The sequence below is a fragment of the Aetokthonos hydrillicola CCALA 1050 genome (assembly GCF_017591665.1).
Lineage (GTDB): Bacteria > Cyanobacteriota > Cyanobacteriia > Cyanobacteriales > Nostocaceae > Aetokthonos > Aetokthonos hydrillicola.
The window spans coordinates 28,977-51,661 of the sequence record NZ_JAAKGC010000005.1; the positions used below are offsets into that span (position 1 = coordinate 28,977).

The 22,685-nt window shown below is 41.4% G+C and carries 17 protein-coding genes and 1 pseudogene; 13 read left to right on the plus strand and 5 right to left on the minus strand.

The annotated features are described in order from the left end of the window. Positions 1-112 precede the first annotated feature (112 nt). Positions 113-3,703, minus strand: coding sequence for a CHAT domain-containing protein (locus tag G4P69_RS03885; protein ID WP_208348580.1), 3,591 nt, complete (start codon positions 3,701-3,703; stop codon positions 113-115). Positions 3,704-4,018: 315 nt separating this feature from the next. Between G4P69_RS03885 and G4P69_RS03890 the strand changes: the two genes are divergently transcribed. From G4P69_RS03890 to G4P69_RS03940, 11 genes are all read left to right on the plus strand, one after another. Continuing rightward, positions 4,019-4,213, plus strand: a complete 195-nt coding sequence (locus tag G4P69_RS03890) for a hypothetical protein (protein WP_208344207.1) — start codon at positions 4,019-4,021, stop codon at positions 4,211-4,213. A 355-nt stretch (positions 4,214-4,568) separates the two neighbouring features. Then, positions 4,569-4,751 carry a type II toxin-antitoxin system HicA family toxin gene (locus G4P69_RS03895; protein ID WP_208344208.1) on the plus strand — a complete coding sequence of 61 codons (183 nt, stop codon included), beginning with the start codon at positions 4,569-4,571 and terminating at the stop codon, positions 4,749-4,751. A 15-nt stretch (positions 4,752-4,766) separates the two neighbouring features. After that, the gene (locus tag G4P69_RS03900) at positions 4,767-4,976 is read left to right on the plus strand and encodes a type II toxin-antitoxin system HicB family antitoxin (RefSeq protein WP_208344209.1); all 210 of its coding nucleotides are present in this window, start codon (positions 4,767-4,769) and stop codon (positions 4,974-4,976) included. A 246-nt stretch (positions 4,977-5,222) separates the two neighbouring features. Beyond that, positions 5,223-5,375 (plus strand): hypothetical protein, encoded by a 153-nt coding sequence (locus G4P69_RS03905; protein ID WP_208344210.1) that lies wholly within the window; start codon positions 5,223-5,225, stop codon positions 5,373-5,375. Positions 5,376-5,764: 389 nt separating this feature from the next. Next, complete coding sequence (locus tag G4P69_RS03910; RefSeq protein ID WP_208344219.1) at positions 5,765-8,068, plus strand: sensor histidine kinase; 2,304 nt, start codon at positions 5,765-5,767, stop codon at positions 8,066-8,068. Then, positions 8,016-8,462, plus strand: a complete 447-nt coding sequence (locus tag G4P69_RS03915) for a response regulator (RefSeq protein ID WP_208344211.1) — start codon at positions 8,016-8,018, stop codon at positions 8,460-8,462. The genes G4P69_RS03910 and G4P69_RS03915 overlap by 53 nt, the downstream gene beginning before the upstream one ends. A gap of 30 nt (positions 8,463-8,492) precedes the next feature. Beyond that, complete coding sequence (locus G4P69_RS03920; RefSeq protein WP_208344220.1) at positions 8,493-9,653, plus strand: hybrid sensor histidine kinase/response regulator; 1,161 nt, start codon at positions 8,493-8,495, stop codon at positions 9,651-9,653. Positions 9,654-10,033: 380 nt separating this feature from the next. Continuing rightward, the gene (locus G4P69_RS03925; RefSeq protein WP_208344212.1) at positions 10,034-11,032 is read left to right on the plus strand and encodes an ABC transporter ATP-binding protein; all 999 of its coding nucleotides are present in this window, start codon (positions 10,034-10,036) and stop codon (positions 11,030-11,032) included. Beyond that, positions 11,033-11,845, plus strand: a complete 813-nt coding sequence (locus tag G4P69_RS03930) for an ABC transporter permease (RefSeq protein ID WP_208344213.1) — start codon at positions 11,033-11,035, stop codon at positions 11,843-11,845. Positions 11,846-12,056: 211 nt separating this feature from the next. Next, positions 12,057-13,916 carry a GldG family protein gene (locus G4P69_RS03935; protein WP_208348584.1) on the plus strand — a complete coding sequence of 620 codons (1,860 nt, stop codon included), beginning with the start codon at positions 12,057-12,059 and terminating at the stop codon, positions 13,914-13,916. A 12-nt stretch (positions 13,917-13,928) separates the two neighbouring features. Further along, complete coding sequence (locus tag G4P69_RS03940; RefSeq protein WP_208344215.1) at positions 13,929-14,540, plus strand: DUF4340 domain-containing protein; 612 nt, start codon at positions 13,929-13,931, stop codon at positions 14,538-14,540. A 26-nt stretch (positions 14,541-14,566) separates the two neighbouring features. On the opposite strand, the pseudogene G4P69_RS40875 reads toward G4P69_RS03940, so the two are convergent. From G4P69_RS40875 to G4P69_RS03955, 4 genes and pseudogenes are all read right to left on the minus strand, one after another. After that, positions 14,567-14,754 (minus strand): annotated as a pseudogene (locus G4P69_RS40875) (IS1634 family transposase); the annotation flags it as partial. A gap of 251 nt (positions 14,755-15,005) precedes the next feature. Next, on the minus strand, positions 15,006-15,281 hold the full coding sequence (locus tag G4P69_RS03945; RefSeq protein WP_208344216.1) for a hypothetical protein: 276 nt from the start codon (positions 15,279-15,281) through the stop codon (positions 15,006-15,008). A gap of 784 nt (positions 15,282-16,065) precedes the next feature. Continuing rightward, positions 16,066-17,628 carry an NAD(P)H-quinone oxidoreductase subunit N gene (locus tag G4P69_RS03950; protein WP_208348587.1) on the minus strand — a complete coding sequence of 521 codons (1,563 nt, stop codon included), beginning with the start codon at positions 17,626-17,628 and terminating at the stop codon, positions 16,066-16,068. Between the two features lie 409 nt (positions 17,629-18,037). After that, complete coding sequence (locus G4P69_RS03955; RefSeq protein ID WP_208344217.1) at positions 18,038-18,358, minus strand: RNA recognition motif domain-containing protein; 321 nt, start codon at positions 18,356-18,358, stop codon at positions 18,038-18,040. Between the two features lie 662 nt (positions 18,359-19,020). On the opposite strand from G4P69_RS03955, the gene topA reads away from it, so the two are divergent. After that, on the plus strand, positions 19,021-21,669 hold the full coding sequence (topA, locus tag G4P69_RS03960; protein WP_208348590.1) for a type I DNA topoisomerase: 2,649 nt from the start codon (positions 19,021-19,023) through the stop codon (positions 21,667-21,669). Positions 21,670-22,157: 488 nt separating this feature from the next. Then, positions 22,158-22,616 (plus strand): type II 3-dehydroquinate dehydratase, encoded by a 459-nt coding sequence (gene aroQ, locus G4P69_RS03965; RefSeq protein ID WP_208341520.1) that lies wholly within the window; start codon positions 22,158-22,160, stop codon positions 22,614-22,616. Positions 22,617-22,685 lie beyond the last annotated feature (69 nt).

Sequence of the window (22,685 nt, forward strand, 5' to 3'; positions counted from 1 at the left end):
TCAATTGGTTGTCTTAGCATTTATCTTAAAATATATATAGGTTCCGCAATTGTCCTCGTTGTTTGTAGTTGTGCTTGAGTACACTAAAGTGCAACTACGAACCAAGAATTATTTATCGCCATTCACCTTGCAAAGTAAAAGCAGCCCAATATAAAGGCTTATTCCATTTGCGATCACGCAATAGCTTAAGTTGTGCTTCTCGTAAAGCAACACTAGGGGATTTATGAAGCTGTAGCATCTGTTTGTAGAATTCCTGCATCAACAGTGCTGTTGCTTCGTCGTCAACTTTCCACAGAGATACAGCCACTCTTTCGGAACCTGCATACATCAAGCCTCTTGTCAATCCTACTAATCCTTCACCTTCGACATTCTTTCCGACTCCTGTTTCACAAGCACTGAGTACTACTAGGTCAGCAGGATAGTCCAGATTAAAGATATCACCAAGCCACAGGTAACCTTGAGGTGTTGGCGAGCCTTTTTGATTAAAAAGTGAGAGAACAATTCCTGATAATTTTGGTTGTTCTGGGTGAGCAATACCGTGGGTGGCAAAATGTAGGAAGCGATACTGTGATAGTTCTTTGCTGGTTGCCCAATTGTAGTTAGCATCGAAATTAAACGCTTGTGAACTTTGTATTTCGTTGACGAGTTTTAAAATTGCGTTGGCTTCCTTGCGTGTCCCTTCAAGCCTTCCCAACCCTTCGCGATTGAAACTTCTTGCTGCTTGCTTGATCTCAGCTTGCTGTATTTGAGCAGGAATCTCCAAGTTGGGAACAGGATGTGGCTCTGGTTTACCTGTGACTCGTGTATCATTTGCATCAAAGACTGGGTCAGCGAGGATGGCTAAAGTTTTAGGAGCGCTTTTACGCCCCATAAGTTCTTTTCTTTGAGTAGCAATGGTTGTGACGGATGGTAAATTGACAATCTCATGGTTAACTATCAACGGTTGGTACTTAACGTTTGCGGATGCTTTATTATGAGCAGTGATGTCAGATAATGCGGCAAAGGGAATAGTTTGCAATGCACCATCAGCAACAATCACTAAGCGTTTTTTTCCTAGCTTGCTAGCTACAGGTGTAAGGATGATTTGACTGAGTTTGTTTCCAACCAGAGAATCATAAGATAGTTGTAAGTTGTTTCCAAACTCAAGAGCAGCATTTTCGATTTGTTTTTTGTCTGGAAGTTGGTAGGTATCAATAGAATTGGGAGTTACAGCCCAAAGATAACTGTGTTTTTTACCTAAAGAATATTCCAACAAGAGTGTATCAGAATCAAGTTGTTGCTGAATCTGCTCTAAGTTCAGTGGTTGCGGGTACTTGATTGCCGCGTATTTAGGGCTACTAAGCCGAATTTTTGTTTGTAACTCCGACTGTTGAGAGAGAAGATTTTCAATTTCAAGTTTAAGTTTTGCTATTGTGTCGTCGGTGTTTGGTTTGCTGGATAGTTCTTGTAGTTGTTGTGCTGTACTGTCAATATTCTGCTGCAACTGCCGTTCAGTAGCTAAGAGCTTAGGATCAACACCTTTACGAATATCAGCATGAGCTTCAATTAACAATTCTAGTAAGCCACGGGCGCGGGAGCGTTCGCTGATTTGTAGTGCAAGAGCATCATACCCACCTGATGGCTGTTTTTTATGCAGTTGCATCAATATGTCAATATATAATTTGTAATAACGTTGCACTGAGGCAAAGTAGGAACTTTGTAGGTCTTTGTTAACAACTTTTGTACGTAATTCCTCGATAATTTTTATAGATGCTTTGATTTGTTTTAGGGATTGTTCTAAGTTGCCTTGATTGCGTTTTAGTTCAGCTAGATTACCAAGAGTCCTCGCTTCACCAAATTTGTCGCCAATAGCACGGGATAAGGGTAAAGCCTGATTTAAGTAGGTAAGTGCCTTTTGGTTGTTTCCTAAATTTGAGTAGATACCGCCAATATTGTTAAGTGTTGTAGCTTCACCCCACTTATCGCCAACAGCACGTCTTAGTGGTAAAATCTGATTTAAGTAGGTAAGCGCTTTCTGGTTGTTTCCTAAATCCGAGTAGACACCGCCAATGTTGTTAAGTGTTGTAGCTTCACCCGACTTGTCTCCGACAGCACGGGATAAGGGTAAAGCCTGATTTAAGTAGGTAAGTGCTTTCTGCTTTTCTCCTAAATACAAGTAGACAGTGCCAATATTGTTAAGTGTTGCAGCTTCACCCGACTTGTAGCCCACAGCACGGGATATTGGTAAAGCCTGATTGAAGTGGGTAAGTGCCTCTTGCCAGTCTCCTACATCCGAGTAGACTAAGCCAATATTGTTAAGTGTTGTAGCTTCACCCGACTTGTCGCTGACAGCGCGTCTTAGAGGTAAAGCCTGATTTAAGTAGGTAAGTGCCTTCTGCCAGTCTCCTAAATGCAAGTAGACACCGCCGAGATTGTCAAGGGTCGTAGCTTCACCCGACTTGTCGCCGACAGCGCGTCTTAGACGTAAAGCTTGATTGTAGTAGGTAAGTCCCTTCTGCTTTTCTCCTAAATCCGAGTAGACACCGCCAATATTGTTTAGTGTCCTAGCTTCACCCGACTTGTCGCCGACAGCGCGGCTTAGACGTAAAGCTTGATTGTAGTAGGTAAGTGCCTTCTGCTTTTCTCCTAAATCCGAGTAGATACCGCCAATATTGTTTAGTGTCCTAGCTTCACCAGACTTGTCCCTGACAGCACGGATTAGAGGTAAAGCGTGATTGTAGTAGGTAAGTCCCTTCTGCTTTTCTCCTAAATCCGAGTAGACTGAGCCAATATTGTTAAGGGTCGTAGCTTCACCCAACTTGTCGCCTACAGCGCGTGTTAGGCGTAAAGCTTGATTGTAGTAGGTAAGTGCTTTTTGCTTTTCTCCTAAATCTGAGTAAACTAAGCCAATATTGCTTAGTGTCATAGCTTTTCCCCTCTTATTGTCAACAGCACGGGTTAGTGGTAGAGCCCGATTGAAGTAGGTAAGTGCCTTCTGCAAGTCTCCTAAATCCGAGTAGATACCGCCAATGTTGTTAAGTGTTGTAGCTTCACCCGACTGGTCACCGACAGCAACGTATAGGGGTAAAGCCCGATTGAAGTAGGTAAGTGCCTTCTGCTTTTCTCCTAAATGCGAGTAGACTAAGCCAATATTGTTTAGTGTCTTAGCTTCACCCCAGTGGTCACCAACAGCACGTCTTAGTGGTAAAGCCTGATTGAGGTAGGTAAGTGCTTTCTGCAAGTCTCCTAAATAATAGTAGCTTAAGCCAATATTGTTTAGTGTCATAGCTTCACCCGGCTTGTCGCCGACAGCAACGTATAGGGGTAAAGCCTGATTGTGGTAGGTAAGTGCCTTCTGCAAGTCTCCTAAATCCGAGTAGACTAAGCCAATAGAGTTAAGGGTAAGAGCTTGATTTGCCTTGTCGTTCAATCGCTCGAATAGTTGTAGCGCCTCAAGCCATTTGACGATCGCCTTCCGTAACGATTCTGCTGTCCCTTGCTGATAAAGTTGATCTCCTTCTTGGAAGGCTTGTTGTGCAGCAGCACTATCTTCACCTTGTTGTGTTGTTCCTGCTTTTTGTCGTATCTCCAAACCTCTCGTTGGAGGTGTTGCACCTGCCAGATCCAACAACAAAACTACACCCAGGAATAAAGTTAAACTGTAACGCGGTAACTTTAATAAAAAGCACCCAAAAATCCAGTGAAAAATTTCACTTCTCTTCATTTATTTACCTCAAGTACCAATTTTTTGTTACAGCGATCTCACCACCAGAATAAATCTGTGGTTAGTCAATATTTATTTATCTACAAAAATATTACATTGAATGTATTCTGATTTTACGCACAAGATTTAGCTCCAACGGTTGCGGTTTCTGTTTTTGCAACAACAAAGGGCAAGAAAGGAGTCATTAGAACGAAAGAAATAGAGATTCTGTAAGCTTTTTACTGATTGAATATCATAGCTTGATTTTTGCTATCAAGCTTCTTATAGCGCTAGTTTCCTTGAGAACACGTTGGCGATCGCGCAAAGCGCACTTCGATGGATCTGATTGCCCTTGGCTTAACCTTCCGGGCGATCGCGCCAATCTATGTTTTTCATCAAAAGCGAATCACTGAAAATACAATTCGGTTCTTCGGTAGGTGTTATGCTGAAATTTTAATTAAAACTGGAAATTTTGCTTGCAAATTAAGGTTTACAGGTGATCACAGACTCAATTTCAGCACCGAAGCTTAAACGGTAGGTATAACGTCTGTTATTGTTTCCCAATAAGGATTTCAAACTTATTTGCAGAGGTTTTTAGTATAACAGGTACCGAAGAGCCAAGATTTTTCCACAAATGAGGGTGTTCCCCTTCGGGTTTCGCAGTCGCTTTATGAGGGAAACCAACGCCAGATTCCTACGGAGGGAGACCCTCCTGCAGAACTGGCTCCTCAAGACCGCGCTGCTCTCCGTTCATTGTAAGGGCGAATGCCATACTCTATCCCTGCGGGCTCGCTGCGCTAACGAGAAGCCAGAGGAGCGTATACTCCCGTGGTATTACAATTATCTCGTGAGGATTTATTACAGCAATTTTCTCAATACAGTATAGATGAAAGTTCGTGAAGTCATTAAACTAATAGAGGCAGATGGTTGGTATATTGCAAGAACTAGGGGGAGTCATCGTCAGTATAAACACACTACAAAATCAGGTTTGGTAACAGTTCCAGGAAAATTATCTGATGATTTAGCACCAGGAACTTTAAATAGCATTTTGAAACAGGCGCAATTATAAAGAAGAGGAAAATTAATGCGTTATGCAATTGTGATTGAAAAAGCAGTAAACAACTATTCAGCTTATGTACCAGATTTACCTGGATGTGTAGCTACTGGGACAAATCTTCAAGAAGTTAATCAGCAAATAAAAGAAGCAATTGCTTTTCATTTGGACGGGTTGCGAGAAGAAGGGTTACCTATCCCTGAACCAACTACTTTGTGCGAGTACGTAGAGGCTTCGTAAAACAAGAATTTATGCACTATACATATCTATAATAATAAGGGATAATGGTCGTTCCCTATTCTTAGAGGCTCTCCGCCGTTCGCCCCTACAATTTAATTTTTGTCTGTATGACGTCTCACGATTGTGTAGCGTTTTCCAGCAAGGAACAATTTTAGCTAGACACGTAGGGTGGGCAGTGTTACCAGAACTTTTATGTAGTCAGCAAGATACGTTCCTCACTGCCCACCCTACACCACTTCGATGGAGATGATCACCCTTGGCTTACTCTTCCGGGCGATCGCACTAACCTATGTTTTTCATCAAACCGAAATCAAAGTAGGGAGCAAGATGCTCCCACTACCGTCTTTTTTACAAAATTCGGGTGATCCCTATGCGATCGCTCATTCTAAGGAATGTTAAAACCACCAATTACCAGATAATATTGTTCCTCTTTTAATTGTGGGCATTGTTTCTACTTTTATTTTCTCTTATCTATACCATTGCCTTTTGGCTCTAGTATTTACTAACTAAATTTTGTCATCAAAGGTTTTAAGACTTTCTCAAATTTAAACAGAATCCGTAAACTAAATTTACAAAGCGACATTCACGATGGTGTAAACAATCACTGCTTTTTAATATTTCTTATGAACTATACCCTTATGGGCTTGTTAGACTGTCAAGAATGGTAGCCAAGAAATCATTTTTTCCGTTCCTGTCAATCTAGGCGAGAACTCCTTTGGACGAGAAGGTTATTCGCTACAGCCGGAGGACTGGTTTTAATGAGCCTAGAGCAAACAGGAGGAACAGTAATGTATACTGATGTAGATTTTTCTGATGTGAATGTGACTAACTTGAAAGAAGCTCCAATTCATCTTTCTAGTCACATTCAAACTCACGGTATACTCTTAGTTCTTCAAGAACCAGATCTACAAATATTGCAAGCTAGCAAGAATGTGTATTCGCTTCTTGGAATCTCTCCTGAAGAAGTGTTGCAAAAAAAACTTGAGGATTTGCTAGACCCATTCCAAGTAGACAGAATTAAGGCAGGACTATTAGAGGAAAGTCTCGATTTCATCAACCCTGCTAAAATCTGGATAAGAAAAAAAGGCGATGATTATGTGGTGTTTGATGGAATATTTCACCGCAGTATAGAAGGAACTTTGATTCTAGAATTAGAGCCTGCAATTTCTCAAGAAAATATTCCGTTCTTAAGCTTTTATCATCTAGCAAGAGCTTCTATTAATCAGCTTGAAGAAACAGCAAATTTGCAAGATTTCTGCCAAATCATTGTTCAAGAGGTCAGGAAGGTAACAGGGTTTGACAGGGTGATGCTGTATAAATTTGATGATGATGGGCATGGCTCTGTGATTGCTGAAGAAAAGTTGGAAAATATGGAACCATATTTAGGTCTCCATTATCCAGAATCAGACATTCCCAAACCAGCAAGAAAGTTATTTGCTTCTAATTGGATTAGATTAATTCCAGATACCCATGCAGAACCTGTAGAAATTTTCCCAGTAAATAATCCAGTTACTCAGCAACCGATTGATTTAACTAACTCAATTCTCAGAAGTGCTGCCCGTTGTCATATAGAGTATTTACATAACATGGGTGTGGGTGCTTCTTTGACTATTTCTTTGATGAAAGCAGGAAAACTCTGGGGTCTTATAGCCTGTCATCATCAAGCACCTAAATATGTTTCTTATGAGTTACGCAAAGCTTGCGAATTCTTGGGACGAGTGATATTTTCAGAAATTTCGGCTAGAGAAGAAACTGAAGATTACGATCATCGGATGAGACTCACATATATTCAGTCAGCTTTGATTGAATATATGTCCCAAGAAGAAAACTTTATTGACGGGTTGGTAAAACACAAACCAAATCTTCTAGACTTAACGAATGCTCAAGGAGCAGCAGTGTGTTTTGGTGGAAATTACACATTGATTGGTGAGACTCCTAAAGAAGAAGATTTGAATTTGTTGGTGCAATGGTTAAAGAATAACGTTGAACAAGAAATCTTCTACACAGATTCTCTCCCACGAATTTTCCCAGAAGCGGAAAGCTTTAAAAACGTTGCTAGTGGAATGCTGGCTATTCCTATTTCTAAGCGCAATTATGTACTGTGGTTTAGACCAGAAGTGATTCAAACAGTTAATTGGGGTGGTGATCCTAATAAGGCGTTTGAACTTAATGATGCTGAAGGGAGTATGCGCCTGTGTCCACGTAAATCATTTGAATTGTGGAAAGAAACGGTTCGTTTAACCTCCTTATCTTGGAAAGCAGGGGAAATTAAAGCTGCTCTGGAACTACGCAAGGCAATTGTGAATATTGTTTTACGACAAGCAGATGAACTTGCTCTATTGGCGGAGGATTTAGAACGTTCTAATGCTGAGCTGAAAAAGTTTGCGTATGTTGCTTCCCACGACTTACAAGAACCCCTCAATCAAGTAGCAAATTACGTTCAGTTGTTGGAAATGCGCTACGGAGAAGAACTTGACGAGGACGCTAAGGAGTTTATCACTTTTGCTGTGGAGGGAGTTAGCTTGATGCAAACGCTGATTGACGATGTGCTGGCTTACTCTAAGGTGGATAAACAAGCGATCGCGTTTCAGCCAACGGAAGTAGAAGTGGCTTTAGAACGAGCCTTAACAAATTTACGGAAACGTATTTCTGAAACAGGGGCTACAATCACTCATGATAAGTTACCAAATATTATGGCTGATAGCACCCAGCTGATGCAGTTGTTTCAGAATCTTATCGGTAATGCTATTAAGTTCCGCAGCGATAAACCACCAGTGATTCATTTGGGTGCTTTAAGCTTAGAGGATGAGTGGCTATTTTCTGTGCGGGATAATGGTATTGGACTTGATCCACAATTTAGCGATCGCATCTTCGTAATCTTCCAGCGTCTCCATACACGAGATGAGTACGCTGGTACTGGAATGGGTTTAGCTATTTGTAAAAAAATTGTCGAGTCTCACAGAGGAAGGATTTGGGTAGAATCACAGCTAGGTGAAGGCGCAACCTTCTACTTTACGATTCCATTTGGAGGACGTGATCTTGAGCGCAGAAATGGACGAAAAGCACAAAACAATCTTTTTGGTGGAAGATAATAAAGCCGATATCCGTCTCATCCAAGAAGCGTTGAAAAATAGCTCTGTTCCGCACGAAGTTGTGACGGTTAGGGATGGGATGGATGCTATGGCTTATTTACGCCAAGAAGGACAATATGCTAATGCACTACGTCCCGACCTGATCTTACTAGATTTGAATCTACCTAAGAAAGATGGTCGGGAAGTGCTGGCAGAAATTAAAGCTGATCCTAAACTAAAACGCATTCCAGTGGTTGTGTTGACAACCTCTCATAATGAGGATGATATTTTTCACAGCTATGATTTGCATGTGAACTGCTACATCACTAAATCGCGGAACCTCAGCCAACTATTTAAAATAGTCAAGGGAATTGAAGATTTTTGGTTGGGAACAGTCACTTTACCATCACAATAAAGGAAATGGGGAGTGGGGGTAGACTCTCATATGGCTGTGATCTGTACAGTAAAAATCTTATTGATTGAGGATAATCTTGCGGAAGCAAGGTTGTTACAAGAGTTTCTCATACCAGCCAAGACAAATGATTTTCATTTGGTTCATGTCAAGCGTCTAGCAGAAGCCCTTCAAGAAATTAGTCACAACACTTATGATGTGGTTTTGCTAGATCTGACATTACCAGACAGTCAAGGATTGGCATCTCTTGCAGCTTTGATCCGGTATGCACCTAATTTACCAATTGTCGTACTGACAAATACTAATGATGATGAGCTAGCTCTTGAAGCGGTGCGATCCGGCGCTCAAGATTATCTAGTTAAACGACTGGTAAAACCAGAAGTGCTGATTCGCTCTCTACGTCATGCGATAGAGCGCAAGCAGGCGTTGGAAAAATTGCGTGCAGTTAATCACACATTAGAAATGAGAGTTCAAGAACGAACAGATGAACTGGTAAAAGTTCAAGAACTTAGCCAGAGTAAATCTGAGTTTGTTTCAATGTTGTCTCATGATATTCGTAACCCTTTAAATACTATCCTGCTTGTTGCGGGATTGCTACAAAGTAGTGACGACAAACTCCCCAAAGAGAAAAAACTTTCTCATTTCCAGTTGATGCGATCGGCAATCAAAAACGTCGCACAGCTATTGGATGAAGTGATGTTCATAGGTAAAGCTGATACTGGAAAGCTTGAGTGTGAACTGATCGCCGCCGATTTAGAACTTTTCTGTCATCAAATCGTTCAAGAAATGCAGCTGAGTCTTTGCGAGGAACGTCCTACTATTATTTTCTCCAGTTTCGGTGAGATTGGTGAAGTCATGTGTGATGAAAGTTTGCTGCAGCATATTTTGACTAATTTACTGAGCAATGCCATTAAGTATTCACCACCAAATAGCACAGTCCGGTTTGATCTAATCGGGCAAGAGAAAACGATAATTTTCCGCATTCAAGACGAGGGTTATGGAATTCCCGAAGAAGATCAGCACCGAATATTTCAACCTTTTCATCGTGCCACAAACGTTGGCAGAATTCCTGGTACGGGCTTGGGTTTAGCAATTGTTAAGAAGTGTGTTGAGACACATGGCGGTAATATTACAGTTCATAGTGAAGTTGGGGTAGGAACAACGTTTACAGTTACACTACCGTTGAATAGGTAGAGGCAAAAGGCATTTGCCCTATTTGGTTTTAGTCTCGTAGCGTGCGTTAGCTCAAATCTTGCACATTTAAGTATAAATACTTGATTAACACCGCGAAAGTATCAAGAATTGAACTATAAAACATTCCTTTCCATTCCTCTTCTAGAGGAATTTAGCTCTTAGACAGGGATTTATAATCCCTGGCTGATTTAAATGCAGTCACACAATCAGTATCGTCGCAGTAGCATTTATATTTACCATTTTATTGGTGCAAGTTAAGAGGAGAGGGGATACAACTGAGAAACGCAATAATCAAACCTTGTGGCGTAATTTCCCGCAAGGAACAATTTTAGTGTTTATTATGTTCTGGTAACCCATCAATCACGCTTACGCTTAAACAGATGATTGAAGTTGAACATCTCAATAAACAATACGGTTCTACCCAAGCTATTACTGATGTCACCTTTAATGTAGAACAAGGAGAAATCTTAGGTTTTTTGGGACCAAATGGTGCTGGAAAGACTACAACCATGAGGATTTTGGCGGGTTATCTACCTGCGACGAGTGGAACAGCTCGGATTGCAGGTTTTGATGTGCATGAAAATTCTCTTGCTGTGAGGCAAAGAATAGGGTATTTGCCAGAAACACCGCCATTGTACCCAGAAATGACGGTAGAAGGGTTTTTATTGTTTGTGGCAAGGATTAAGGGAGTACCAGCCGGCGATCGCACAACCAAAGTAAAAGCTGCCATCGAACGCTGTAACTTACAAGACAAGCGCCACGTTATTATTCGCAAGCTTTCTAAAGGATATCGGCAAAGAGTTGGTATTGCGCAAGCGATCGTTCACGATCCACCAGCTATAATCTTGGACGAACCAACTGTTGGACTTGATCCAAGACAGATTATTGAAGTGCGAAATTTAATTAAAAGCCTTGCTGGTAGCCACACAATTATTCTTTCAACACACATTCTACCAGAAGCAAGCATGGTTTGTAACCGAGTAGCAATTATCAACAAAGGTAAACTCGTAGCAACAAATACGCCTGAAAATCTCATGACTCAGTTAACTGGTGGTGCAGGGTATGAACTCGAAATTGAAGGAGATGGTGCTTTAGCTAAACAAGTATTGTCCAAATTACCAGGAGTGAGTTTAGTTGAAACAATGTCTACTGTGGAAATGCATTCCCAAATTCAAGAAAATCGCGCTCTCCTACGGGTGATATCACAGTCTGGAACTGAAATAGGAGGAGAAATTGCAGCAGCATTAATGCATGGAGGATTCACTTTACAGCAAATGCGGCGTGTGAGCGCTACTCTAGAAGATGTATTTTTACAACTGACGACAGAAGAAAAAAATTTGGAGACTTCAACACAAACCAAAGAAGAAGAGGCAGCATAAATGGGTATTGTATTGAGTAATATTATTGCCATTTATCGTCGAGAGTTACAGAGTTATTTTATATCGCCTTTGGCTTATGTGATTGCGGGTGTTTTTTGGTTTATAAGTGGTCTGTTCCTAGTAATGATTTTGCTGGGACCAACCGGAATTCTGGCTTTCGCCGCATTACAGGATTTACAAGCGCAACGAGCTGGAGTACAATTACCGCCAATAGATTACTCCTATGAGTTTGTCAGAGCATTATTGGATAGTATGGGTTCACTTTTGTTATTTATACTGCCAATTCTCTCAATGGGACTTTATGCAGAAGAACGTAAGCGAGGCACTTTAGAACTGTTAGCTACATCGCCAATCACAAACTGGGCAGTGGCTGTGGGTAAATTATTGGGTGTGCTAACGTTTTTTATAACTATGGCTTTGCCATTGCTAGTTTTGGAAGCGATCGCCTTAAGCGGGTCAACTCCACCAATGTTACCAACAATTCCTTTACTAGGTCATTTTGCACTAATCTTACTGGCTGCGGCAATTTTGTCTATAGGAATGTTCATTTCTTCTTTAACAGATAGCACTATTCTGTCTGCTGTCCTCACATTTGCAGTGATTTTATTACTGTTATTGATTGATGTTATCGCTAAAAATATTAGTGGACCGGTGGGAGAATCTTTAGGTTATATATCGTTGCTGAAACATTACAACACTATGATCCAAGGAATTTTAGATACTAGTGGCTTAATTTTGTTTGCAAGTTATATTTTTTTAGGTATCTTTTTGACAGCAAAATCAATCGATGCCTTACGTTTTCAAAGACAATAAAAAGGAGTCAGAAGTCAGAATACAGGAGTCAGAATACACTCTCCTGGCTTCTGAATTCTTCTTCATAAATAACGCAAAAGATTTTTGCTGTATATAGGAATAATATTTGATTTCTCAACAGATACCTAGAACATACCAAACGTTTAATAATGGTGCCTTACGGACTTCGTCCTAACACACCCTACAATACTATCGCCTATTACCTTGGTTAATGAATACTATAATTGCGAAAAAGAAACTTTGGAAATATCTGTTTCTACTTGGTCCATTCCTACTTGCTGCGGGCTTAACAATTGGGTTGGTAACAGAAAAATGGAATGGAATTGCCTTAGCATTCATAATTCCTGGAATTATAGTTGTTGGTTTTTGGCTAATATGGCAAAACCAACAAAGTAACTGGTGGGGACGCCGTTCCACCCAAGCAGGTACTAACGCCCTAGTTGGAACTTTGGCAATGTTAGTCATCGTCGGTTTAATCAACTTCTTAGGTACTCGCTACCACCTAAGAACGGATTTAACAGAAACTCGTTTATTTACCCTTGCACCGCAGTCAAGAGAATTAGTACGTTCATTAAAACAGCCAGTTAAGGTGTGGGTATTTCAGGGTGCTCAAAATTCGCTGGATCGGGAATTGCTGGAAAATTATCAACAGCAAAACCCAAACTTTAAGTTTGAGTACGTAGATCCCCAAGCAAAACCAGGACTGGCTGAAAAGTTTGGTGTTAAAAACCAAGGAGAAGTCTACCTAGAATCTCAAAATAGAAAACAATTGGTACAGGTAGTCAGTGAGAGCGATCGCCTATCTGAAGTAAAGCTAACTAATCGTCTCCAACAAATCACAAGCTTAAGCCAGCCTAAAGTTTACTTTGTTCAAGGTCATGGCGAACACCTACTCTCTCAAGGAGATGGTGCAATGTCACAAGCTGTTCAAGCATTAGGTGACAAAAACTATATTGCTTCACCTCTAAATTTAGCAGAAAAGTCAACTGTACCAGAAGATGCTGCTGTTGTAGTAATTGCTGGTTCCCGGCGCGCACTCTTTGAAAGTGAAGTGACAGCTTTACAAAATTATCTCAACAAGGGTGGTAACTTGTTGCTGATGACTGATCCTAACAGTGATCCAAAACTAGACAATTTACTTGTTAGTTGGGGTGTGAAGCTGGATAATCGTTTAGCAGTGGATGTTGCTGGAATCGAAGCACTTGGTCCTGCAGTCCCCATCGTAACAGAATATGGAAAACATCCGATTACCAAAGATTTTCGTAACGGAATTTCTTTTTATCCTTTAGCACGCGCAATAGAGACTACCCCAGTATCTGGTGTAGAAGCGACTCCCTTGTTGCTAACAAAACCCTATCCTAAAAGTTGGGCAGAAAGTGATCAGAAAAGTGAAAAGTTGGTTTTTCATCCAGGACGTGATCTTAAAGGTCCCTTAACCTTAGGTGTTGCTTTGACAAAAAAACTAGGCAATACAAATACATCTAACCCAACACCAACAACTTCCCCCACACCACAACCGACAACCAAAGCTTCTACAAACCCAACACCAACAACTTCTCCCACACCACAACCGACAACCAAAGCTTCTACAAACCCAACACCAACAACTTCCCCCACACCACAACCGACAACCAAAGCTTCTACAAACCCAACACCAACAACTTCCCCTACACCACAACCGACAACCAAAGCTTCCACAAACCCAACACCAACAACTTCCCCCACACCACAACCGACAACCAAAGCTTCCACAAACCCAACACCAACAACTTCCCCCACACCACAACCTACTACGAAACTTACTGAATCAAGGATGGTGGTTTTAGGAAATTCTGATTTTGCAACCGATGGCTTGTTTGGACAACAGCTAAATGGAGATGTATTTCTTAACTCGGTGACTTGGTTAAGTCAACAGGATCAACCACTCCTTTCAATTCGTCCAAAAGAAGCAAAAAATCGTCGCATTAACCTAACAACATCCCAAGCTCGTGTTTTAGCATTGTCGTCTCTGTTAGTTTTACCTTTAGTTGGCTTTACAGCAGCAGGCGTTGTGTGGTGGCGCAGGAGATAAGAGGGTGGGAAAATGAAATTACAGAGGACAACTTTAATTTTGATACTGTTAGCTCTAGGTTTGGGTGGCTTTGTCTATTTTTACGAGATTAAAGGCGCGACTCAACGAGAAGAAATTAAAGAGAAAAAGCAACAGATTTTTTCTTTTGGGACTGCTGACTTACAATCTTTAATTATCAAGACTCAAAACTTGTCGATAAATCTGGAACGCCAAAACAATAAGTGGATGCTACAATCTCCAGAGGTTATGCCAGCAAATGATGCTGTGGTGTCATATTTGACAAATTTATTGGTCAAGGGTAAGAGTGAACGAACTTTATTGATTCCAGCTAATCAGCTTGGGGAATTTGGTTTAGATCAACCTCAAGCAACAATTGATGTGAAGCTAAAGAATCAAAAAACCCATAAGTTGATTTTAGGAAAGCCTGACTTTAACCAACATTTTTTGTATGCTATGGTTGACCCTATTGCTAAGCCAAGTGGGAGTACAAATGTGTTGTTAGTATCTAAAGATTTTGAGAACGCAGTTCGTCGAGATCTTTCGGAATGGAAAGAAATTGTACCCATTGGTTCACAAAATCCGGTAAACAAGACTGAAGAACCAGCCCCCACAAAAACTAAATAAGCTCAAAGCTGTAACGCACCATTAATAGTGGTGCGTTTTGCCACTTCCGTGGGCAATTCGTAGGCTCGAATCAGATGTTGGGACAACTTTATTTCTATTTCAACCCTAGCCTCTGACTGCTTACCTAATTCTTCTACTACTCTTCCTAATCGGTCATCACTGGCATCTTTTTCTGCTATGGATCAGCCCAGCCGGTGCTTAACTCTAAAGCCTTCCAGGTATCATCAGTTAATCTTAAAGAGCGCACTCGACGATAATGGCATCACCGTGCCAGAAAAGGTTTTTTGTACGCTAAGAAATTTTCAAGTGTCTGGAACGACGATTTTTCGTTCAAACTAGATTAAAACTAGCACCATAACCATAGTTTTCTCACCAATTTTACAGAAAAAAGAGATTGCTGAAAAGCTTATCCCATCTTAGTTTCAGTCTTAGCGTACAATTTACCCGGTTGGGTACAGTGATGCCTTAATCATCAAAAGCTCTGTTTCTAGACATATTGATGAGTAAATCAATAATTGCCTTATGCCTTTTATGAAACTTTAATAGCTCTAAATACGCAAATGGAACGACTATAGGCCATAAAATAGCAGATATAACTAAAACTACACCATAAAAAAAGCGCTGATCAATGGCTTTCATTTCTTCATCTTCTAGAAAGAATCCTAGCCACTCACTGAAGAAGCGATATGAAAGCATCATATAGCTTAAAATTCCCAGGTAGATGATAAGTTTGATTAACATGATAGTAATTTCATTGTCAGAATCGCAGGTATTACTTTACTCCCCACAAAATATCAATAATCTCTAAGTGAATTTTCTATTTACTATAGCAGCCCATTAAGTTTTGAAAAGCTAGAACTGAACACTCCTCGTTGCTTTTCCCCATTCATTTTTTCCTTCCAAAGCAGATCAGCTCTAGTATAAGTATCTTTGATACTATATTTTTCTCTTTGTCCCACATCACCATTAAGCCATACATTTATTAACTTCACTCGAATTTTAATTTTCTATTTTGTGGTATCCTCACAAGCAGCTATACCTGTCAGAGCAGTAAAAGGGGAGAATTTCAAACCAATTATAATAACAATCGAAATTATATCTATCCAAAGTAGTAGATGTCTATAGACTATACAAACCTACACATTGTAATTACTGAGAAATTGGAAAAGAGGCAGATACCAGCAAAGGGAAAACTTTTTCGGGATTCTCCATAGAGCTAAAAATTATCATTAATTTCTTGGACATGAGCTATAGGATAAAGTTCGATACTTTATCCTATAGCTTATTTAATAACAAAGTGAATTTATAATTTCAAACAGTAAATACACTTATTTTGAGTTGAATCTTACCACGATTAATTGAATAACAAGGAGTCAGGAGTCAGAATACACCACCCATAAAGGGATCGTGTTTTAACGCTCCTGAATAAGTTTAGTCACCAAGAATAAGAATAGTATCAAAATAGAATAGGGGCGAACAGCCGTTCACCCCTATTGAATCTAATACAGCTACATCAAGTTTAAATCTACAACTTCTCCGCTAGCTCAGTTGTGGTATTGTTTACCTGATTGCTAATCACTGTAGTTGGTTGCAAGATTGTTGTATGGGCAATGGAATTATTCGCCAGTGTAAATAGAGGATTGGACAAGATACCTGAAATGGTAGTTGCTATTAAAGTGACTATTAAACCCACCTGCAAAGGTCTAAGTCCAGGCAAATCCCAACGCACTTCGGGATAATTTTTCACTGCGTCGGACATTTCTTGAGGTTCTTTGACTACCATCATCCTAACTACGCGAATGTAGTAGTAGATGGAGACGACACTAGTAACTAGCCCTAACAAGACTAACCCATAAAGACCAGCTTGCCAACCAGCCCAGAACAAGTAAATCTTTCCAAAAAATCCAGCTAGTGGAGGGATTCCGCCCAAGGAAAGCAGAGAAATGCTTAATCCTAGGGTGAGAAGAGAGTCTTTCTGATAAAGACCAGAGTATTCCACAATTTGGTCTGTTCCTGTGCGAAGAGAGAACAGAATAACACAGGTAAAACCACAGAGGTTCATGAATAGATAAACCAGCAAGTAGAATACCATACTGGCATATCCCGCTTCGGTACCAGCAATCAACCCAAGCATGACAAATCCAGCTTGCGCAATGGATGAATAAGCTAGCATTCGTTTCATGCTGGTTTGGGTTAACGCCACAACGTTACCCAAAATCATGCTAAGAACAGCGAGGGCGGTGAAGACAAACTTCCATTCGTCAACAACGAGGGGAAAGGCTACTGTTAGTAAGCGGATAGCTAAAGCAAACCCAGCTGCTTTAGAACCGACAGACAAAAAGGCAATTACTGGGGTAGGCGCACCTTCGTAAACGTCTGGTGTCCACTGATGGAAAGGAGCAGCAGAAATTTTGAAGCCAATACCAGCAATTACAAAAACTAGAGCAATCAACAACCCTAAGGATTGACCAGCACCTGCTTTGGCAATTCCATCGCCGATCGCACTCAGTTCAGTTTGTCCACCTGATAGACCATACAGCAGCGACACCCCATACAAAAATACCGCCGTACTCGAAGCACCGATCAACAGGTATTTTAGTGCTGCTTCATTTGAACGGGGGTCACGTTTGGTATAACCTGTCAGTAAATAAGAGGAGATACTCAGGGTTTCTAACGAGATGAAAATCATCACCAACTCGCTAGCACCAGATAAGAACATTCCTCCTAAGGTAGCAGTCAGCAAAATCGCGATGAATTCTGCTAAAGCCGCACCACTTTGTTCGATGTAGCGAATTGACATCAAAATGGTGACCGCACAAGACAAAGCCACAATCCCACGAAAGACGATACTGAGGTCGTCACTATTAAAGGCTCCGCCAAAGAAAATATGGTTGGTACTATCCCATTGAAAGCACAGGGCTACAATCGAGGCAAATAAACCTGCGATCGCTAGATATCCAATCCAACGGGAGGATGTACGCCCCAAAATTAAGTCAACAATTAAAACTCCCAAAAGGGTTATGATTACAATCCCTTCCGGTAGAATCGTTCCAGCATTCAACTGGGATGCAAGATTAGCAAAATCCATCTTTATTTATAGGTTTTGGCTACTAGACATAATAGTCCCACTGTGTTAATTGTATTGTTTTTTGTTTCCCTTGCATTAATCTTTTATAGGCAAGGGGTAAGGGGTAAGGGGTAGGGAGAAAAGCCGCAGGGAGTACTATTTGAAGGGGTTTCCGCTGCTTTTATAGATTTTTTCATGAGTGATTATAAGAAATAATTAAGCAGTTCAGCTCAACACTGAACTGCTTTTAGATGAGTATAGTTCACATAGTACACAGACCGCTTTGGTAAGCGGATCTATGAACTTAAAACTATCCATTGCTAGAGACGAACTCAGTTTGTGACTGTGGGAAGTATAAACTGTTAGTGTGCTTTAATGTATATTTAGTTATGCTTAGCTCAGTCTCTACCGCTTACTTCTGTTTTGGGTGTTAATATCGTTTTGAGTAGCCGCCATTGCTACTGTTTTTGTTACCCCAGCTACCACCGCCAGAACGACTACTTTTTTCCTCTTTTGGTCTAGCTTTATTAACTTTCATTACACGTCCCATCCACTCAGCGCCATCTAAAGCCTGAATGGCGTCGTTTTCCGCAGTTTCCGATTCCATTTCTACAAAACCAAAACCTCTTGCACGACCTGTTTCTCGATCTGTGGGTAGTTGAACCTGCTTCACAGCGCCGTATTCAGAAAATACCTGACTTAGATCTTCTTGTGTAACGCTGTAGGATAGGTTACCTACGTAAATTGACATGAAACTCTCCATAATCCTATTATGCAGAGAGATTTACCCGAAGAGCCACTTGCAGTTATTGATAAAAACAAGGACAATTCCGCCGAGTTGATTTCTCCGCAATTATGATAGCATGTTTTTTGCCAAAAATGTATGGTATGGGGCATGGGGCATAGGGCATAGGGCATAGGGCATAGGGCATAGGGCATGGGGCATGGGGCATGGGCCGTGGAGAGCAAAAAAAGACTTATCAAAGCAATATTGACTTCTTTCTACAAAACTAAATTTAGCGATATAATCCTTTCTCCCATACGCATTGCCCATTGCCCATTGCCCATTGCCCATTGCCCATTGCCCATTGCCCATTGCCCTATTGTATTAACCTTAAAGAAGTATTGTGAAAACTGTAGTCGCCATTTATGCCTGAGATAGGTTAATGATTAAAATAACCAACTCATGCTCTTGCTTTTCTAACCTAAAGGAAGATCCACAGTCCAACTGCTTAATTCTGGCAATCTCTCCCGTATACCTCGAGTTTAAGGGAATTTTGCCGGTTTCCCGCAGTATATGTAACGATTAAACCAAGCTCTTGAGCGCGTCAGTTTCCGCTCAATATCTGACGCCCTATTCTTTCAACTTGACTGTTTAGCTGAGCAGCCCCAACTTTTCTTTGTTTTATTTCCATGTCAACTCTTGTCATTGTCGAATCTCCGACCAAAGCTCGTACCATTCGCAACTACTTACCAAGAGACTATCGGGTGGAAGCGTCTATGGGTCATGTACGTGACCTTCCTCAATCAGCTACTGAAATTCCCTCTAACGTAAAAGGAGAAAAATGGGCGCAGCTAGGGGTAAATATAGACGCTGACTTTGAACCTCTGTATGTAGTTCCTAAAGATAAAAAGAAAATTGTCACACAGCTTAAAGAGGCACTTAAAGACGTAGATGAACTGATCTTAGCAACTGACGAAGATCGTGAAGGTGAAAGTATTAGTTGGCACTTACACCAGTTACTAAAGCCAAAAGTGCCTATCAAGCGGATGGTGTTTCATGAAATTACCTCTGAGGCTATCAAAAAAGCCTTGGAAAACTGTCGCGATATAGATGAACAGTTAGTTCGCGCTCAAGAAACACGGCGAATTTTAGATCGGCTTGTAGGCTATACTTTGTCGCCTCTGCTGTGGAAAAAAATAGCTTGGGGACTTTCCGCAGGGCGGGTACAATCAGTTGCTGTGCGACTTTTAGTGAAGAGGGAACGCCAGCGGCGTGCTTTCCACCAAGGTACATACTGGGATTTAAAAGCAACTTTAACGCCTCCTGCAGAGAAAGGTTCGTTGAGCTTTGTTTCCCAATTAATCACTCTTGGAGGAACTAGGCTAGCAACTGGTAGTGATTTCGACTCAGCAACCGGTCAAATCGCTAAGGAGCGCCAGGTTATCCTTTTAAATGAAGCAGAAGCACTTGCTCTCAAAGAACGCTTAGCTGGTAAAGTTTGGCAAGTCACTGAGATGGAAGAACGTCCTGTGACTCGCAAACCCGCACCACCATTTACTACGTCTACTCTGCAACAAGAATCTAACCGTAAACTGCGCTTGTCAGCACGGGACACAATGCGCATTGCTCAGAATTTGTATGAGCAAGGTTATATTACTTACATGCGTACGGATTCAGTCAATTTATCAGAGCAAGCAATCACAGCAGCTCGTGCTTGTGTAGCACAACTTTACGGCAAACAGTACCTTAGCCCTGAACCTAGGCAATACGCTACCAAATCAAAAGGCGCACAAGAAGCTCACGAAGCTATTCGACCTGCAGGTAACAGCTTCCGTACCCCTCAAGACACTGGGTTGAGTGGTCGGGAATTACAACTCTATGACCTGATTTGGAAGCGTACCGTCGCCACCCAAATGGCGGACTCTCGCCAAACCCAAATCACCATGCAGCTACAAGTGGAAGACGCAGGTTTTCGGTCTTCTGGCAAACGTATTGATTTTCCTGGGTTTTTACGCGCTTACGTTGAAGGATCTGATGATCCCGAAGCAGCATTAGAAGACCAAGAGATTATCTTACCTAACCTCAAGGTAGGCGATCGCCCAAACTGTAAGGAACTGGAAGCGATTGGTCACGAAACCCAACCACCAGCGAGATACACCGAAGCAACTTTGGTAAAAACCCTTGAAAGTGAAGGCATTGGTCGTCCGAGTACATATGCCAGCATTATCGGCACTATCATAGACAAGGGTTATACCCAATTAACCAATAACGCTCTTATACCTACCTTCACGGCTTTTGCTGTTACCGATCTACTAGAAAAACACTTTCCTGACATTGTCGATCCGAGCTTCACCTCCAAAATGGAGCAGACGTTGGATGACATTGCTGCTGGAGAAGCTAAATGGCTACCCTATTTACGGGAGTTTTATCTAGGAGAGAAAGGGCTAGAAACCCTGGTGAAGGAACAGGAAAACCAAATTGATGGTAACGCCGCTCGAACGGTCGAGTTGGAAAACTTAGATGCTAAAGTCCGTATTGGGAAATTTGGTCCTTATCTAGAAGTAGAAAATGGTGATGGTGTTGTAACGGCATCAATTCCTAAAGATTTAACCCCAGCAGATCTTGATCCCAAACAGGTAGAAACTCTACTACGACAAAAAACCTCTGGTCCTGATCAGTTAGGTAGACACCCAGAAACTGGCGAGCCAATCTATGTACTTATAGGTCCTTATGGTCCTTATGTTCAACTAGGTGACAAGTCAGAAGAAAACCCCAAACCTAAACAAGCTTCTCTTCCTAAAGGTGTGAAGCCAGAAGACGCTACCCTTGATATGGCGGTGGGTTTGTTAGCTTTACCTAGATTATTAGGTCATCATCCAGAAACAGGTGGCAAAATTCAAGCGAATTTGGGGCGATATGGCCCTTATGTCGTTCATGATCAAGGTAAGGAGGGCAAAGATTATCGTTCTCTCAAGGCAGGTGATGATGTCTTAACAATTTCTTTAGAAAGAGCGTTAGAATTATTGTCTGAGCCGAAAAAAGGACGTACCAGTACAAGCAAATCTAAAGCAGCCTTAAAAGAATTAGGCTCCCATCCAGAAGACGGTGAACCTGTAAACATCTACAACGGACCTTACGGAACTTATATTAAACACGGTAAAACTAATGTTGGTATTCCAGAGGGTGAATCGGTTGACGATGTGACTCTCTCTAAGGCCTTAGAACTGTTGGCAACCAAAGCACAAACTGCGAAATCTAGTCGCAAAACAAGTCAATCAAAAAGCTCTAGCCCGAAGTCTACAACTAAGTCAAAAGCAACAACTGCAAAGAAAAAATAAAAGGGAGCTCTTAGCAGGGAGCAGGGAGCAGGGGAAGAAGGAAAAAACTGTCTTAGGTATACCCCATGCCCTATGCCCCATGCCCCATGCCCTATGCCCCTTACACTCTATTTCTTTAATAGGATGCGGTTATATTAGTCATGAATGTGATACTCTAGAAAGAAACGGAGAAAGACTACATTTCAAAGTGGCTTGTACCTAAAATAGGTAAGTGGGGATCAACAGGGTTTACATCCAGATCGAAACAGTAAAGTTAGTTTCTCCGCAGTGGCACAATAATAATTGAGGTAGTAACTCAGGAGCGGTCAGTTCAATGGACTATATAGACAAGGTGCTAGAAAAGCTCAAGGAATTAGCACGCAAGCTGATTGAAGCCCTTCTCGGGCCAGCTGCTGAGCCGGAACCGGAACTGATTCCAATTCCAGTTAACGAGCGCTCTCGCAGGCGGTAAGCTGGACTCACCACATACAGAGTCTTAGAGAACCAACATGCCGGATTTAATATTGTCTCCCTTAAGCGTTCTGGTGCTGCATGGACCAAATTTGAACTTGCTAGGACAGCGTGAACCAGGAATTTATGGTTCGACAAGTTTGACGGAAATTAATCGCTTGTTAGAAACAGAAGCAATAAAACTACAAGCGAAAGCATCTTGTATGCAGTCAAATCATGAAGGCGTGTTGGTAGACGCTATACATGGAGCACTAAATCAACATCAGGGTATTTTGATTAATGCCGCTGCCTACACTCATACAAGTGTGGCGCTGAGGGATGCGATCGCTGCTGTTAACTTACCTACAGTGGAAGTGCATCTGAGTAATATCTACCGCCGCGAAGAATTCCGCCATCATTCATATATAGCTCCAGTTGTAATTGGGCAAATTAGTGGATTTGGTATACAAAGCTACTTGCTCGGCTTGCAGGCTTTAGTATACCATTTAAGGCATTAAAAACATCAGTAGGGTCGCAAAGCCTTGTGCCCTACAATAGACGGGAACATCTAAATAGATTCCTGTTTT